The 14,995-nt window shown below is 56.8% G+C and carries 16 protein-coding genes; 10 read left to right on the forward strand and 6 right to left on the reverse strand.

Annotation, left to right across the window (positions count from 1 at the left end; genetic code table 11):
- Window positions 1–7 precede the first annotated feature (7 nt).
- Entirely contained in the window at window positions 8–1,081 is a 1,074-nt protein-coding gene (locus OQ287_RS03845; RefSeq protein ID WP_265895647.1) for a bifunctional nicotinamide-nucleotide adenylyltransferase/Nudix hydroxylase, read from the reverse strand.
- A gap of 137 nt (window positions 1,082–1,218) precedes the next feature.
- Here OQ287_RS03845 and yccX point away from each other — a divergent pair, with 137 nt between their 5' ends.
- Complete coding sequence (gene yccX, locus OQ287_RS03850; protein WP_250936752.1) at window positions 1,219–1,494, forward strand: acylphosphatase; 276 nt, start codon at window positions 1,219–1,221, stop codon at window positions 1,492–1,494.
- 8 nt (window positions 1,495–1,502) lie between these two features.
- Here yccX and OQ287_RS03855 read toward each other — a convergent pair whose 3' ends face one another.
- The 4 genes from OQ287_RS03855 to OQ287_RS03870 all read right to left on the reverse strand — a co-directional run bounded on the left by OQ287_RS03855 (window position 1,503) and on the right by OQ287_RS03870 (window position 6,575).
- Window positions 1,503–2,915 carry an alpha,alpha-trehalose-phosphate synthase (UDP-forming) gene (locus OQ287_RS03855; RefSeq protein ID WP_265895648.1) on the reverse strand — a complete coding sequence of 471 codons (1,413 nt, stop codon included), beginning with the start codon at window positions 2,913–2,915 and terminating at the stop codon, window positions 1,503–1,505.
- Window positions 2,912–4,693 carry a glycoside hydrolase family 15 protein gene (locus tag OQ287_RS03860; RefSeq protein ID WP_265895650.1) on the reverse strand — a complete coding sequence of 594 codons (1,782 nt, stop codon included), beginning with the start codon at window positions 4,691–4,693 and terminating at the stop codon, window positions 2,912–2,914. The genes OQ287_RS03855 and OQ287_RS03860 overlap by 4 nt, the downstream gene beginning before the upstream one ends.
- A gap of 4 nt (window positions 4,694–4,697) precedes the next feature.
- Window positions 4,698–5,459: a trehalose-phosphatase gene (gene otsB / locus OQ287_RS03865; protein WP_265895651.1), complete on the reverse strand. Its 762-nt coding sequence runs from the start codon at window positions 5,457–5,459 to the stop codon at window positions 4,698–4,700.
- Window positions 5,460–5,627: 168 nt separating this feature from the next.
- On the reverse strand, window positions 5,628–6,575 hold the full coding sequence (locus OQ287_RS03870) for a nucleoside hydrolase (RefSeq protein WP_250936761.1): 948 nt from the start codon (window positions 6,573–6,575) through the stop codon (window positions 5,628–5,630).
- 183 nt (window positions 6,576–6,758) lie between these two features.
- Between OQ287_RS03870 and corA the strand changes: the two genes are divergently transcribed.
- Window positions 6,759–7,709 (forward strand): magnesium/cobalt transporter CorA, encoded by a 951-nt coding sequence (corA, locus tag OQ287_RS03875; RefSeq protein ID WP_250936763.1) that lies wholly within the window; start codon window positions 6,759–6,761, stop codon window positions 7,707–7,709.
- On the opposite strand, the gene OQ287_RS03880 is transcribed toward corA, so the two are convergent.
- Window positions 7,706–8,638, reverse strand: a complete 933-nt coding sequence (locus OQ287_RS03880; protein WP_265895653.1) for a D-2-hydroxyacid dehydrogenase — start codon at window positions 8,636–8,638, stop codon at window positions 7,706–7,708. The two genes, corA and OQ287_RS03880, sit on opposite strands and share 4 nt — an antisense overlap.
- Before the next feature lie 206 nt (window positions 8,639–8,844).
- Here OQ287_RS03880 and OQ287_RS03885 point away from each other — a divergent pair, with 206 nt between their 5' ends.
- From OQ287_RS03885 to tolR, 8 genes are all read left to right on the forward strand, one after another.
- Window positions 8,845–9,102 carry an FmdB family zinc ribbon protein gene (locus OQ287_RS03885; protein WP_250936767.1) on the forward strand — a complete coding sequence of 86 codons (258 nt, stop codon included), beginning with the start codon at window positions 8,845–8,847 and terminating at the stop codon, window positions 9,100–9,102.
- A gap of 118 nt (window positions 9,103–9,220) precedes the next feature.
- On the forward strand, window positions 9,221–10,993 hold the full coding sequence (gene aspS, locus OQ287_RS03890) for an aspartate--tRNA ligase (protein WP_250936769.1): 1,773 nt from the start codon (window positions 9,221–9,223) through the stop codon (window positions 10,991–10,993).
- A gap of 157 nt (window positions 10,994–11,150) precedes the next feature.
- On the forward strand, window positions 11,151–11,687 hold the full coding sequence (ruvC, locus tag OQ287_RS03895) for a crossover junction endodeoxyribonuclease RuvC (protein ID WP_265895654.1): 537 nt from the start codon (window positions 11,151–11,153) through the stop codon (window positions 11,685–11,687).
- Window positions 11,688–11,785: 98 nt separating this feature from the next.
- Entirely contained in the window at window positions 11,786–12,397 is a 612-nt protein-coding gene (gene ruvA, locus OQ287_RS03900; RefSeq protein WP_250936772.1) for a Holliday junction branch migration protein RuvA, read from the forward strand.
- Between the two features lie 2 nt (window positions 12,398–12,399).
- Window positions 12,400–13,425: a Holliday junction branch migration DNA helicase RuvB gene (ruvB, locus tag OQ287_RS03905; RefSeq protein ID WP_250936773.1), complete on the forward strand. Its 1,026-nt coding sequence runs from the start codon at window positions 12,400–12,402 to the stop codon at window positions 13,423–13,425.
- A 14-nt stretch (window positions 13,426–13,439) separates the two neighbouring features.
- Window positions 13,440–13,850 (forward strand): tol-pal system-associated acyl-CoA thioesterase, encoded by a 411-nt coding sequence (gene ybgC, locus OQ287_RS03910; protein ID WP_265895656.1) that lies wholly within the window; start codon window positions 13,440–13,442, stop codon window positions 13,848–13,850.
- A 12-nt stretch (window positions 13,851–13,862) separates the two neighbouring features.
- Window positions 13,863–14,555, forward strand: coding sequence for a protein TolQ (gene tolQ / locus OQ287_RS03915; protein ID WP_250936775.1), 693 nt, complete (start codon window positions 13,863–13,865; stop codon window positions 14,553–14,555).
- Window positions 14,556–14,557: 2 nt separating this feature from the next.
- Window positions 14,558–14,989 (forward strand): protein TolR, encoded by a 432-nt coding sequence (gene tolR, locus OQ287_RS03920; RefSeq protein ID WP_250936776.1) that lies wholly within the window; start codon window positions 14,558–14,560, stop codon window positions 14,987–14,989.
- Window positions 14,990–14,995 lie beyond the last annotated feature (6 nt).

Raw genomic sequence — 14,995 nt, forward strand, 5'->3', positions numbered from 1 at the left:
ACGTTGCTCAGGAGGCGTTATAACCTGCAGGTAATCCCAGAAAACTCTGAATGATGAAAAAGTGATCCTCGAACAGCTGTTCCGGATCGAGATCGGCCAGGGGTAGCCAGACAGCCTTGTGACGCGAGGTGCGTGGCATGCGCACCTCGGGCAGTCGTTGCTCCGGGCGCAGTGCCAGATAAAAGGCCTGTGCCAGTGTTCGGCCCCGCCAGCTGCGATGGGGGTCATCAAACAGGCGATGAGCCCTTAGGGACCCTCGAAGTACCGGTTCCGGTACCTTGAGCCGAATGTTGTCCCGCAACTCTCGAAAACAGGCATCCTCCAGCCGTTCCTGAGGCTGAACAAATCCGCCAGGCAGGGCATAAAGCCCCTTGCCTGGTGCGGCTCGTCGTTCGACCAGCAGGACATGCCCGGACTGCACCACCACCGCATTGACGGTAATGAACATGGGGGGATAAGGCGTATCCTGCCAGGCGCGTTGATACTGCTCTAGAAGCTGACGTTCCTGATGCAGGGCCTGCCAGTGTTCAGTGTCCATAAACTGCGACAGTCGCGCCGTCACCGGCGCCTCGAGCGTGGGGTGTGGTGTCTGGGCGAGGTACGCTCTGGCGGTGTCGGCATCGTGGAACAATGGGACGCGGATATCTTCCGAGGAAATGCCGTCCAGTGGATCGACACTTACGGACTGCCACTGGGGGAACAGGGTCAGAAAATAATTCGACCGAGTCTGACGTGCTCCGATCAGGGCTATCTTCGGCAGCTTCTGTGCAGGCTGCATGGCCAGGTCCCGCACCTTTTTCTGAACGTCGCGCACCCAGATATCATCGTTGTACAGGGCATCAAGCAGGGGCACCATGGTCAGTCTGCTCTGATCCTCACTACCAATACAGGCTCGAATCATCTCGGCGCGTTCATCGAATGTCCATGGATTGCGCAGGGAACGAGCCTGCCAGGCGGAACCTATCAGCACAATGACCTGTTCGGCTTTTGAAAGTGCCTGTGCGATCACTTCAATGTGCCCACGGTGAGGGGGCTGGAAACGGCCAATGAAGACCAGGCAATCAAACACCTTCTCAGGCATACAGGTTCTCTTTCGGGACATCGTAAAAGGCATATGTAACGAAGGTATTATGCCGGTTCCACAGACAGGTGCAATTTGAACCGCTGTCCTTTATCCACCAGGCTGTATCGCTGAACCAACGACAGGGAGTCGAAAGCATGTACCGACAAAAAGCGGTTGTCAGCGGGCACGTGCAGGGTGTGGGGTTTCGTTACGCGACTCGGGAAAAGGCCCGAGAGCTCAGACTTGGTGGCTATGCCCGCAATCTGGAAGATGGGCGCGTGGATGTACTGGCTGAAGGGGACAGGTCTGCCGTGCAGGCATTGATAGCCTGGCTTGACAAGGGGCCACCCCATGCACGGGTGGCACATGTCGAGGTCGCGGCCATGGAGCAGGCCGAGACCTCGATACACAATGAATTTACTACCGGGTGAGAGTGACGTCAGGTTGCCGAACGGTTGAGCCTGACATCCATCAGTTCATCCAGGAAGTTCTGGCTCCAGTGATGGATGTCATTGTTTTCCAGCACATCCATCATGGTACGCCATCGGGTCTTGCGCTCGTCCAGTGACATTGTCAGGGCCTGTTCCAGCATGTCGGCCACACCATCGATGTCGTAGGGATTGCAGACCAGCGCTCCCTTGCCCAGCTCCCAGGAAGCGCCGGCCAGATGCGAGATGATGAGCACGCCCGGGTCTTCCGGGTCCTGGGCAGCCACAAACTCCTTGGCGACCAGGTTCATGCCATCACGCAGCGGTGTCAGAAAGCCCACCCGGCTCATGCGTAAAAAGCCCATGATGGCTTCACGGCTGTAACCACGATTCAGATAGCGAAGCGGAGTCCAGTCGTAATCGGCAAAACGTCCGTTAACATGGCCGGCTACACGCTCAAGTGTGGTGCGCAACTGGGCATATTCATGAACATCGGTTCGTGAGGGCGGTGAGATCTGGATAAAGACGACATTGCCCCGCTGATGCTCCTGCTTTTCGAGCAGGCGCTCAAAGGCCTGGAAGCGCTTGTAAACGCCCTTGCTGTAATCCAGACGGTCCACACCCATCACCAGCGGACGATCCCCCAGTGAGCGCTGCAGTCGCTTGCCGGCCGATGAGGTGACGCCGGCCTGGGCCATTTCCTGGGCTGCCTGAACATCAATGGAAATCGGATAGCTTTCCGCCCTGAAGCGGCGGCCATCAACCTCCAGCATGCCGTCATCGTGTTCGACGGCGTCAAGGGCCATGGTCATGCAATCCTTGAAGTTCTTGAGATCGACATCGGATTGAAGGCCAATCAGGTCATAAGCGCTCAGATACCGCAGCAGATTTTCGTAATCCGGAAGGATGCGCAGTACATCCCAGGGGGGAAAGGGAATGTGAAGGAAGTACCCCAGTGGCGCGTCGGCACCGGTTTCTCTCAGGTAATGACCCAGCGGCACAAGATGGTAGTCATGTACCCACACACGAGTATTGTCCTTGATCAACGGCATGAGGTGGTCAGCGAAACGCTGATTGACACGCAGATAGCCTTCAAGATTTTCCCGACTGTATTCGACCTTGTCAGGACGATAGTGAAACAGCGGCCAGAGCATTTCATTGGAAAAGCCGGTGTAATAGGTCTTGTGATCGTTTTCCGTCAGAGGAAAGGTGGCAAAGCGAACACCATCAAAGTCGTAATGCTCCAGCCTGGCATGCTCATCATCGTCGATGCTGCCGTTCCAGCCAAGCCACAGGCCGTCAGCCTGCTGCAATGCCGTCATTACGCCAACAGCCAACCCTCCCTGGTTACCGCTGCCGCCGTCCGGATTGGGGACGCGGTTGGAGACAACGATCAACTGGCTGTCCTGTTCACTGTTACTCAAAAGATATCCTCCCATGGTTTACTTAAAAGTCTGGCCGAATTGATCAGACCTACCATGCTGTAGGTCTGCGGGAAGTTTCCCCAGAGCTCGCCGGTACGCGGGTCCACATCTTCCGACAGTAGACCGAAGCGGTTTCTCAATTCGACCATGCGCTGGTAGAGCCTTCGGGCCTCATCCTTTCGGCCCAGCGCCACCAGCGCATCGATGTACCAGAAGTTGCATACAGTAAAGGATACATCCGGCACACCAAAATCATCTGGAGCAATGTAGCGGTAAAAAAAGTCATCGATCCGAAGTTCCTGCTCAATGGCTTCCACGGTTGCCTTGAAGCGTGGATCATCAGCGCTCAAAAAGCCGAGGCGCTGCAATAAAAGCAGTGATGCATCCATGGCATCGCCACCCAGCGAGGAGACAAAGCTTTGACGTGTATCACTCCAGCCTTCGGAGCAGATGTGTTCATGGATCCGGCGTGATGTCCGTGTCCAGTGCTGTTGGCGCTCGGGCAGCTCCAGATGACCGGCAATGCGGGCAAGGGTGTTGCAGGCAGCCCAGCACATGACGGCGGAAAACGTGTGGACTTCGGCCCGCCCGCGAAATTCCCACAGCCCCGCATCGGGCTGGTCGAACATGCGAGCGGCCTTGGTGCCAAGGCGCTCGAGCTGTTCAAACAGGGGGAGGTCGCCTGCTCGCGGCAGACGCTGATCGAGAAACATGTGGCCGGCAGCAAGAATAACCGAGCCATATACATCGTTTTGAACCTGCTGCCAGGCGTCATTTCCAACCCGAACCGGGCCCATGCCGCGATAGCCGGCCAGTGAGGCTACCTGGCTTTCATGAATTCGCCCCTGGCCATTGAGTTTGTATACCGGCTGCAGGTAGCCGTCCTCGCTGTCTGCCGCAATATTGATGATATACCGTAAAAACCCTTCCATCGTCTGGGTGACACCCAGCTGATTCAGGGCTGCGACTACAAAGCAGGCATCGCGCAGCCAGCAGAATCGATAGTCCCAGTTTCGGCTGCTGTCGGCCGATTCAGGAATGGATGAGGTGACAGCGGCAATCACTGCGCCGGTATCCTCAAACGTGTTGAGTTTCAGAGTGATGGCAGAGCGTATGACCACATCCTGCCATTCATAGGGAATTGACAGGTTCCTCACCCAGGCTTGCCAGTATTGCGTTGTTCTGGTCAAAAACCGCTCACCCAGCGTATCGGGTGATTCGGTTATGGTTTCGTCATCACCGAAGATCAGCGTGATGGGGGTGTCCACCAGAAAGGGCATGCCGTCCTGCAGCGAAGTAATCGGTGCATTGCTGGTCAGGCGCAGGGTGCGCTGTTCGCCGACGTAGCGAATATGATGGCTGCCATGGGTTATCTGGTGAGGGGGCTGGCCGAACTCTGTCATCGGCGCAATATGAGCCTTCAGCCGTGGTGTCCCCTTGAGCGGACGAATGTGGCGAACAAGCATCCGAGGGTGAAAAAACCGTCCGTACTGTTCGAACCGGGGAGCAAAGTCGAAGATCTCGGCCTGCTGTCCTGCCTTGTCGGTCAGCACCGTGCGCAGTACGGCCGTGTTGCGTACATAGTGCTGCTCAAGGTCAGACTGATGGGCCAGGGCCAGATCAAATCGACCCTGGTCTGCGTTGTCATCATCCAGCAGAGCGGTAAACACCGGATCATCATCAAGCCTTGGCAGGCAGGCCCAGGTCATGCTGGCCCGTGTATCAATCAGGGCGGAAACACAGCAGTTACCGATCAGTGCAAGCTCGAGAGAAGACATGGCATTAGGCCTCTTTGAGAGAATCCAGACTGTCCGATAGCCATTGGGCCACCTGTTCCGGGCCCTCCAGCCAGTAGGTGGCACAGGTAGGTCCATCACCGACCTTGATGGTCAGGCCGTCAAGCTCGGTTACCGTGCCGAAACCATCCTCATCGGTCACGTCATCGCCCAGAAATACCGGAATACGGCCTGCAAAGGGAGGCTTTTCCATGAAGGCTCTAATCGCGTCGCCCTTGTGGTCGCTCGATGTTCTGAGTTCGATCACGCACTTGCCTTCATGCGCGGTCATCTGCTTATCGCAGCCAGCCAGCAGATTATCGATATATTCACGTGCTCGGTCGTAAAGATCCGGTGCGTTTCGGTAATGAAGTGCCAGGCTTCCGCCCTTGTGTTCAATGCTGATCCCGTCGTGCTGTTCAGCAAACTCGTGCAGGGCGTCTCGCACATGATCAATCAGGGATTCGGGGACATCCGCCTGATGGTACCCGTACTGGTCACGCCGCTCGGCACCATGCTGGCCGGCCATGGCAATATCCAGGGGGGAAAGAAGCGGGGTCAGGTTATCGATCGCTCGGCCACTGACCACGGCCAGGGCGCCTTGAAGCCGTTGGTCCAGCCTTTCGATGAGTGAGATGACGTCTTCGGTCAGCCGGACATCTTCAGGGCGGTCCATCAGGGGTGTCAGCGTACCATCGACATCCAGAAACAGCGCCCAGTGGCGATCCGGTGAAAGGGGGGGAGGTGACAGGCGTTCCGGGGCTGACATCGAGTGACTCACTCCTTGTGTCAATGATGTAGGCGGCTCAGTTTACAGCCGAGTCAGATAGCACATGCGCTGTGGCACATGCCTGTATGAGTCCGGAGAATATAAGGACTATCGAAAGGGTAAGAGGACACTGGCATTTGCGCCAGTGTCCGTCGATAACGGCGAGGCTCAGTGGCTGGTCAGTACATCCTCGATCCATTGTGAAACACGCTCACCGTCAACTTCCATGCAGACATCGATCAATGGAGTCTGGGACCAGCGATCTTCTGCAAATACCGCGCTTTCCGGCGCAAAGACAGTCTGACCCTGTGCCAGCCCGTCAGTAATCACGCTCATGTGGCCGCGAACGGTCTTGAACAGTTCCGGGTGCTTGAGCCACGCCACGGCGCAGCTGTCGTGCGGGCAGCAGCCATTGATGCCCAGCGCCTTGCGGTAGAAATCCGCGTAGAAGCTGTAGCTGTCAGCCAGTACTTCACCCAGTTTTCCTTGGCCCTTGGCAATGCGTGCCATGCGCTCGGGATCGATATGTGTCTTGTGGGTAACATCCAGCCCCACCATGACGAGCGGCCAGCCGGCAGTAAATACGCGATGCGCGGCGTGAGGGTCGGAATAGATATTGGCTTCGGCCAGCGGGGTGACGTTGCCTCCCTGCTTGACACTGCCGCCCATGACAATCACCTGTTTGACCCGGTCAACCAGTGTCGGGTCAAGCTGCAGGGCGACGGCCAGGTTACCCAGCGGGCCCACGGCAACCAGTGTGATTTCACCGGGACGCTTGCGGGTCTCGTCAACGATGAACTGAGCCGCTGTCGTATCCACGGCGCGGGTTGTCGGGGTGGGAAGGTCGATATCCCCCAAACCATTGACGCCATGCACAAAGGTCGGGAAGGGGTTGGGAGTCTTGCTCAGGGGGCGAGCAGCACCTTGCGCAACAGGAATGGAGTGACCACCCAGTTCGGCGAGCAGCAGCGCGTTGGATGTGGCTGTCTCGACCGGTACGTTGCCGTAGGTAGTGGTCATGCCCAGCACTTCAATATCCGGGTCAGCCATGATCAGGGCGATGGCCTGGGCATCATCAACGCCTGGATCGGTATCGAAAATAATGGGTGTTCGCATCGTTGTTTCCTTTTTAGTGCAATGAAACCAGGCAAAACTTTCACCTCTAAAGACACGAAAAGCAAGTTTTGTCCCGGATTTCAGTAGCCTGCGATTTACTGATTGAAAAAGAGTAGGATAACGGCATTACCAATTGTTTTTATACCGTTATCTTAAGATGAATAATTCAGGATAGATCCATTTATGATCACGATTTATTACCGTGAAAAGGAACGTCTCGAGACGGTTGAAGGGATCCCGGGAGAAGCACTGCCGCCGGCGACCCTGTGGGTCGATGCCTGCCAACCGGATGAGCGTGAACACGCCTGGCTTCAAAAGCTGTTTGACAAGGAATTGCCTACTGCAGAGGATCTGGACGAAATAGAGTCTTCATCGCGATTTCAGGTCGATAGCGATGGGGTACGTGTCACCTCCCTGTTCCCGCACCGTCAAAAGCGCGAAGCACGTGGCATCAATATCTCGTTTCATCTGTCCGAAACCCTGCTGGTAACGCTGCGCAATGAAGAGACCGGCATGTTGCGTCTGCTTCGCAACCACCTGCGCCGGCAGCGGCTCAGGCCAACCCATCCCTGGGAAATATTTCTGGCTCTGATGGAAATGAAGGTCGACTACTTGGCTGACCAGGTTGAAGACATTTACGCCACGCTTGAGCGAATTGCACATCAGGCCATGACGCCGGAGGCACTGGAAGATACGCTGCGGGATCTGCTGACCCAGGAGGGGTATAACGATATCGTGCGTTTGGCACTTCTGGATACCCAGCGGGCATTACGCAACATGATGCGTCACGCAGGAGACCGGGAAGAGGGGCAGCGTCGACGTGACAGAATTACCGACATGCTGCGGGACATCGATTCATTGCACCCTCATACCGCCTTCATATTTGAAAAGATAAAGTTCCTGCTGGATGTCGCCATGGGCTTTACCAACATGGACCAGAGTCGAATCATCAAGATCTTTTCGGTAGCTGCCGTCGTGTTCATGCCCCCGACGCTGATTGCCAGCATTTATGGCATGAACTTCCAGTTCATGCCGGAGTTGAATCTTGAACTGGGGTATCCCATGGCGCTGGTGATGATGTGTGTGTCGGCCCTGGGAACCTATCTGTTCTTCCGCTGGAAGAAATGGCTTTAGCCCTGTTGGCGTTGTGCCAGGGTGTTGCTGGTCAGCTCGATGATTCTTTGCCGGGCTTCAAGTGTGGTCCAGGCGCTGTGTGGTGTAACAATCAGATTGAGTGCCTCTGAGGTGGCATCAATCAACGGGTGGCCATCCCTGGGAGGTTCCACGGGAAGTACGTCGACGGCCAGTCCGCCAATCCGCCCGTGGCGAAGAGCGTCGAGTGCTGCGACCTCATCGATGATCCCGCCGCGAGCGCAATTGACCAGTAGTGCATGAGGCTGCATGAGAGACAGGGCCTCGGTATCGATCAGATGCCGCGTAGCTTCGGTCAATGGGCAATGAAGGCTCACTATATCCGCATCCGGCAATACATCATGAAGAGCCGGGCGCGAATCGTTGTCACTGCCCGGACGAGCGGTAAAGGTAACGGTCATGTCGAAGGCGCGTGCCATCTCGGCGACTCGACGTCCCAGCGTGCCTTCACCTACGATGACCAGATGTCGCCCGGCCAGCTGCAGGGCCGAATGATCCAGCAGGCAGAAAAACGGGCTTTGCTGCCAGTCTCCGGCACTGACACTGTGTTGGTTGAGCGGAAGCCGGGTGGCCAGTGCCAGTATCATCATCAACGTATGCTGAGCCACCGAGGCGGTGCCGTAGTTTTCAACGTTGCTGACACTGACATGCCGTTCTTCAGCGGCCTCAAGGTCAATATTGTTGGTGCCGGTCGCCAGAACACAGATATGGCGAAGGTTGGGTGCGGCGTTCATGACCTCGGCATTGATCACGACCTTGTTGGTCAGAAGAATGTCAGCCTCGCTGACGCGGGAGGCACAGTCAGCAGGTGATGTCTGGTCATGCAGGATCAGGGTGTCAACGTGACGCTTCAGGGGAGAAAAATCGATTCCCTCACCCAATGAGGCACTATCGAGCAGTACGGCTTTCATGTCAGCTCCAGGTTGCGGATAATAGCGACTTGCCGACCCGGGAGGCTGCCGCGCTATACTATGGTGTATTGGCTGGCAGGCCTGATTCGGTTTCAAGGTCGGCGCCTTGATATCGGATTGTCTGTTCCCTGTAATATTGCAGGGTAACGCCACAGGTGACTCGGGTAGTCAGCGGCACGGGCCGCATCATGTCAGGATCAGTTAACATGCCCATCTATGAATACCAATGCAAGGCGTGTGGTCAGCGCCTTGAGAAGCTCCAGAAGATCAGTGCAGCGCCACTGGTCGAATGTCCGGCCTGCGATGCACCGGCCCTTGAACGTCTTGTATCCGCAGCCGGGTTCAGACTGGCAGGCGGTGGCTGGTATGAAACCGACTTCAAGTCGTCGGGAACCAAACGCAATCTGGCCGGCGAAGGGGGGAGTACTTCCTCCTCGGGCAGTGACAAGGCATCATCGACATAATCATCTACCTCGCAGTGATGACGCGGTATCCGGGTCATGGCTGCACCATGGACGGCTCGGCAGGCAACGCCTGCGAGCCGTTGCCTTTTTCAGTGAATCAGTACGGGATTGATACAGCATGCGCAGCCATTATTGCGGCCAATTGAACGAGACTCTGGTGGACCAGGACGTGACCCTGTGTGGCTGGGTGCACCGCCGCCGTGATCACGGTGGTGTGATTTTCCTGGACATGCGCGATCGGGAAGGCGTCGCACAGGTAGTGGTCGACCCGGATACCGCCGACGCCTTTGCCGAAGCCGATCGGGCGCGCAGTGAATATGTGCTGCAGATCAAGGGGCGTGTTCGCCCACGTCCGGAAGGAACCACCAATGCCAACATGCCTACCGGCATGATTGAAGTGCTGGCGTTCGAGGTCAACGTTCTCAATACTGCCGCGACACCGCCATTCCAGCTCGACGAGCATGGCAAGGTGGGTGAGGAGACACGCCTCAAGTATCGTTATGTCGACCTGCGCCGCCCTGAAATGATCGACAGGCTTCGTCTGCGGTCACGCATCACGCACAGCGTTCGCGCGTACCTGGAAAAGAATGACTTCCTTGATATCGAAACGCCAATCCTGACCCGCGCTACGCCGGAAGGAGCTCGCGACTATCTGGTGCCCAGCCGGACACACGCCGGTCAGTTCTTCGCACTGCCCCAGTCACCGCAGCTTTTCAAGCAGCTGTTGATGGTGTCCGGGTTTGATCGCTATTACCAGATCGCCAAGTGCTTCCGTGATGAAGACCTGCGTGCCGATCGGCAGCCTGAATTTACCCAGATTGACCTTGAAGCCTCCTTTGTCGAGGAAAGGGACATCATGGGGCTGACCGAGGAAATGATTCGTCAGCTGTTTGCAGATGTGCTGGACGTGACACTGCCTGATTTCCCGCAGATGACCTATGCCGATGCCATGCGTCGCTTTGGCTCCGACAAGCCGGATCTTCGCATTCCGCTTGAACTGGTCGACGTTGATGACCTGCTGGGTGACGTTGACTTCAAGGTCTTCTCCGGTCCGGCCAACGATGAAAATGGCCGTGTCGCTGCGCTTCGTGTGCCCCAGGGTGCCAGACTGACCCGCAAGGAGATCGACGAATATACCCGTTTTGTGGGCATCTATGGTGCCAAGGGACTGGCCTATATCAAGGTCAACGATCGCAGTCAGGGGCTGGAAGGCCTGCAGTCTCCCATCGTCAAGTTCATGGGGTCGGTCGTTGAGCAGGTGCTTGATCGGGTAGGTGCTGAAGACGGCGATATCGTGTTCTTCGGGGCAGACAATGCACGCGTGGTTTCCGAGGCCATCGGTGCGCTGCGCGTCAAATTGGGCGAGGATCTGGATCTTTATACCCAGGAGTGGGCGCCACTTTGGGTCATCGACTTCCCGATGTTTGAAGCTGATGGCAACGGTCGTCTGAGCGCGCTGCACCATCCGTTTACCGCGCCATCCTGCTCGCCGGAAGCATTGAAGGCCAATCCCGAGCAGGCGCTTTCCAGAGCTTATGACATGGTATTGAACGGCACCGAGCTTGGTGGCGGATCGATCCGTATCCATGATCAGGCCATGCAGCAGACCGTGTTTGAGGTGCTGGGCATTCATGACGATGAAGCTCGAGAGAAGTTCGGCTTCCTGCTCGATGCACTTCAGTACGGTGCACCGCCGCATGGTGGTCTGGCCTTCGGTCTGGATCGTCTGGTCATGCTGATGACCGGTGGGCGTACGATTCGTGATGTCATCGCGTTCCCGAAAACCCAGAGCGCTGCCTGCATGATGACCGATGCACCGGGCGAGGTATCACCCGAGCAGCTCAAGGAGCTCAATATTCGTCTGCGCGCCAAGGCTGCCGCTGCCGAATAACGGTGTATCAACAGGGTACTGCCAGACGCCGCTCCCCGTGAGCGGCGTCCTTGTTTATAGCGCCAGTATCACTTCAATCCGGTTTTCGGCCCTTGAATGCCGAGTACCGGACGCTTGCCGGCAAGGGCAAGGCTGACAGGGAGTATAAAACGACGTCATGATTATTCTCGGTATTGATCCAGGGTCGATACGAACCGGTTTTGGTGTCATCCGTGTCGAAGGCACATCGCTTGCCTACATCGACAGCGGGTGTATTCGGATCACGGCAGATAACCTGCCACAGAAGCTGGCCCAGGTTTATGCCGGCGTGGCCGAGCTTATTGCCATGCACCGGCCTGAAGAGCTGGCCATTGAACAGGTATTCATGGCCAAGAATGCCGATTCCGCGCTCAAGCTTGGTCAGGCGCGCGGCGCTGCCATCGTCTGCGGCGCCAACCATGGCCTTCCGGTGTCAGAATATGCTGCGCGACTGGTCAAGCAAACCATTGCCGGCCACGGTAACGCGGACAAGCACCAGGTAGAGCAGATGGTCACGTTGACACTGGGCATCGATGGACCACTGCAAAGTGATGGCGCGGATGCGCTTGCCATTGCACTGACACACCATTACTCCTCACGTGGTGTGTCCGGTCGCTCTCACAGTGAAAAACGCCGAGGCGCCGGGCGTGGCAGCTGGCGTAATTACCAGGGGTGACATGAAATACCTGGTGTAACGCAGCCTGTCTGGTCATTGACTCGGGCCGCCAGTATAGTGACGGCTTGCACATGCCCTAAGCACTGGAATTTCAAGCAATGATTGGCCGTCTGTACGGAACGATTATCGAAAAGAGCCCTCCCTATGTGGTCATTGACGTCCACGGAGTCGGCTATGAGCTGGAAGCGTCCATGAATACGCTGATCGCTGCACCGGAACCTGGCCAGACGGCGATGTTTTATACCCATCTGGCTGTTAGGGAAGACGCGCATCTGCTGTATGGCTTTTCCCACGAGCAGGAACGGCTGTTGTTCCGTGAGCTGATTCGTATCTCCGGCGTAGGTCCGCGGCTGGCACTGACCATTCTGTCCGGCATGGAACGCGAGATGTTGATCCAGTGTGTTCATGATGAAGACAGCAAGGCGCTGACGCGCCTGCCCGGTGTGGGCAAGAAAACCGCGGAGCGTTTGATCATTGAATTACGTGATCGCCTGTCCCGCTGGACGTCTGGTAACGACCTGTACGCCGAGCAGGGTGGACAGGATATCCCTGCCGCCGGCAACAACTATGCTGATGCGGAATCGGCGCTGATTGCTCTGGGGTACAAGCCCACGGAGGCTGCCAGAATGCTGGCTGATCTGGACGTCGAGCAGGCTACCGAAGCGCTCATCAAGGCAGCGCTGACCCGCAAAATGGCTACAGGACGCTGAACATGATCGAGTCCGATCGTTTGATCAGTCCGCGAGCCGACAGCAGCGAGGCACGTGTTGATCATGCCATTCGTCCCAGGCGCCTGGCTGATTACATTGGCCAGCCACGGGTACGGGAGCAGTTGGGTATTTTTATTGAAGCGGCTCGGCAGCGCAGTGATGCACTGGATCACACGTTGATTTTCGGGCCGCCCGGGCTGGGCAAGACCACACTGGCCAATATCATCGCCACCGAGATGGGCGGTGAGCTGACATCGACGTCCGGGCCTGTATTGGAAAAGGCCGGAGATCTTGCAGCCTTGCTGACCAGTCTCAATGAAGGCGACGTGCTTTTCATCGATGAGATTCACAGGTTGTCAGCGCACATCGAAGAAGTGCTTTACCCGGCCATGGAAGATTTTCAGCTCGACATCATGATCGGCGAAGGCCCGGCAGCCCGTTCGATCAAGATCGATCTGCCCAGATTTACTCTGGTAGGCGCCACCACGCGAGCCGGTCTTCTGACATCGCCGCTGCGTGACCGGTTTGGTATCGTTCAGCGCCTTGAATTTTATGCAGTGGATGATCTCAGTCAGATCGTCTCGCGCTCGGCGCGGCTGCTTGACATGGACAGTGATGCTCCGGGCGCGCTTGAAATTGCCCGCAGGGCACGAGGCACGCCCAGGATTGCCAATCGGCTGCTGCGCAGGGTCAGGGATGTAGCTCAGGTCAAGGGCGATGGCCGATTGACTGCCGGTATTGCCGATACAGCACTCAATATGCTGCATGTGGATCGCCTCGGGCTTGATCACATGGACCGCCGCCTGCTGCTGACCATGATCGAAAAGTTCGACGGTGGGCCGGTCGGGGTAGAAAGTCTGGCGGCGGCCATCAGTGAAGAGCGCGATACGATTGAAGATGTGCTGGAGCCATATCTGATTCAGCAGGGCTTCATGCTGCGTACGCCTCGAGGACGTATGGTCACCCGGCTTGCCTATGAGCATTTCGAGATTGCGGTGCCCTCACAGGCACCTGATGAGTCCCTGTAGATACAAGGAAGATCATGTCCCATACGTTCTCGTTGAGAGTCTATATCGAGGATACCGATGCCGGCGGGATTGTGTACCACGCCCGTTACCTCAATTTTCTGGAGCGCGGCCGTACCGAGTGGCTGCGCACACTGGGATTTGAGCAGCAGTCGCTGATGGGCTCGCAGGTGCAGCTTGTGGTACGAAGTCTCTCCTGTCGCTTCATCAGGCCGGCCCGACTGGACGATGCGCTTGAAGTTACAACGACCGTCAAGGGACTTTCCGCCTGTGCGGTCACCTTCGACCAGCAAATTGACCGCAAGGGGGAACATCTGTTTTCCGCCGAGGTCGACATTGCCTGTATAGATACCGAGCGGCTGCGCCCGACGCGCTGGCCGGGTGTACTTGAAACTGCTTTGAAAAACGACCTGTTAACGCAGCCCTGACGAGGACCCCCCGTGAACGATTCGATGTCCATTGTTTCCCTTTTCCTGCATGCCAGCCTGATTGTTCAGGTGGTCATGTTGATCCTTCTGGCCGCCTCGGTGCTGTCCTGGATATTGATTTTCCGAAAGACCTTCGCTCTGCGTGCCGAGCGTCGTCAGTACGATACGTTCGAAGAACGATTCTGGTCAGGCGTTGATCTCAATGAGCTGTATCGTGACGTGCCGTCTGAAGGGGCTACCGGTGCTGCACATGTCTTTCGTGCCGGCTTCCGTGAATTCAATCGTTTGATGCCCAAGGCCCGCAGCAATCAGGATGTGATGGATGGTGTGCAGCGTGCCATGCGGGTTGCCCTTTCCCGTGAGGAAGAGCGATTGAATGAGCATCTCCCCATCCTGGCGACCATCAGCTCGGCCAGTCCCTATATCGGCCTTTTCGGTACGGTCTGGGGCATCATGGGTTCCTTTCAGGCACTGGCCAATGCACAGCAGGCGACGCTTGCCACAGTCGCGCCATGGATAGCTGAAGCTCTGGTTGCCACGGCCATGGGCCTGTTTGCGGCCATTCCCGCTGTTATCTTCTATAACCGCCTGTCGACCAAAAGTGATCGTCAACTGGGCCGTCTTGAAGATTTTGCCGAAGAGTTCCATTCCATTTTGCATCGTAACGTCCAGTCGCGCGCTCAGGACGATGCTCGGGAGCACTGATCATGCAAGGCCCTTACAACCGCCGAAAGCGGCGCAAGCTGTCCAGTGAAATCAATGTGGTGCCTTTCATTGATGTCATGCTGGTGCTGTTGATCATCTTCATGATTACCGCACCAATGATGACCCAGGGCGTTGATGTCGAGTTACCAAAAGTCAGCTCCAGCCCGATTGAAAATCAGGCTGATCCCCTGATCGTGTCCGTAGACAGGGAAGGCAACTATTACCTGAACCTGGGGGATCATGAAGAGCCCGTGACGCTGGATGGTCTGGGAGAGCAGGTCGTGAAGGTCATCAAGCGTACTCCGGGAACACCGGTCATGGTGCGCGGTGATACCAACGCAACCTACGGTCAGATCGTGACCTTGATGAGCACGCTCCAGACAGCGGGTGTGCCCAATGTCGGGTTGATTTCAGATCCACCCAGCGGTCAGTGACAGGGT

It is taken from the genome of Larsenimonas rhizosphaerae (assembly GCF_026240105.1).
GTDB lineage: Bacteria > Pseudomonadota > Gammaproteobacteria > Pseudomonadales > Halomonadaceae > Larsenimonas > Larsenimonas rhizosphaerae.

Excerpts from the sequence above, each read along its gene's own strand:
- ybgC (WP_265895656.1), top strand. The coding sequence starts at position 13,440 with ATGTCCCATACGTTCTCGTTGAGAGTCTATATCGAGGATACCGATGCC.
- tolR (WP_250936776.1), top strand. The coding sequence starts at position 14,558 with ATGCAAGGCCCTTACAACCGCCGAAAGCGGCGCAAGCTGTCCAGTGAA.
- corA (WP_250936763.1), top strand. The coding sequence starts at position 6,759 with ATGATCACGATTTATTACCGTGAAAAGGAACGTCTCGAGACGGTTGAA.
- otsB (WP_265895651.1), bottom strand. The coding sequence starts at position 5,459 with ATGTCAGCCCCGGAACGCCTGTCACCTCCCCCCCTTTCACCGGATCGC.
- OQ287_RS03880 (WP_265895653.1), bottom strand. The coding sequence starts at position 8,638 with ATGAAAGCCGTACTGCTCGATAGTGCCTCATTGGGTGAGGGAATCGAT.
- OQ287_RS03845 (WP_265895647.1), bottom strand. The coding sequence starts at position 1,081 with ATGCCTGAGAAGGTGTTTGATTGCCTGGTCTTCATTGGCCGTTTCCAG.
- yccX (WP_250936752.1), top strand. The coding sequence starts at position 1,219 with ATGTACCGACAAAAAGCGGTTGTCAGCGGGCACGTGCAGGGTGTGGGG.
- OQ287_RS03885 (WP_250936767.1), top strand. The coding sequence starts at position 8,845 with ATGCCCATCTATGAATACCAATGCAAGGCGTGTGGTCAGCGCCTTGAG.
- ruvB (WP_250936773.1), top strand. The coding sequence starts at position 12,400 with ATGATCGAGTCCGATCGTTTGATCAGTCCGCGAGCCGACAGCAGCGAG.
- ruvA (WP_250936772.1), top strand. The coding sequence starts at position 11,786 with ATGATTGGCCGTCTGTACGGAACGATTATCGAAAAGAGCCCTCCCTAT.
- OQ287_RS03860 (WP_265895650.1), bottom strand. The coding sequence starts at position 4,693 with ATGTCTTCTCTCGAGCTTGCACTGATCGGTAACTGCTGTGTTTCCGCC.
- ruvC (WP_265895654.1), top strand. The coding sequence starts at position 11,151 with ATGATTATTCTCGGTATTGATCCAGGGTCGATACGAACCGGTTTTGGT.
- aspS (WP_250936769.1), top strand. The coding sequence starts at position 9,221 with ATGCGCAGCCATTATTGCGGCCAATTGAACGAGACTCTGGTGGACCAG.
- OQ287_RS03870 (WP_250936761.1), bottom strand. The coding sequence starts at position 6,575 with ATGCGAACACCCATTATTTTCGATACCGATCCAGGCGTTGATGATGCC.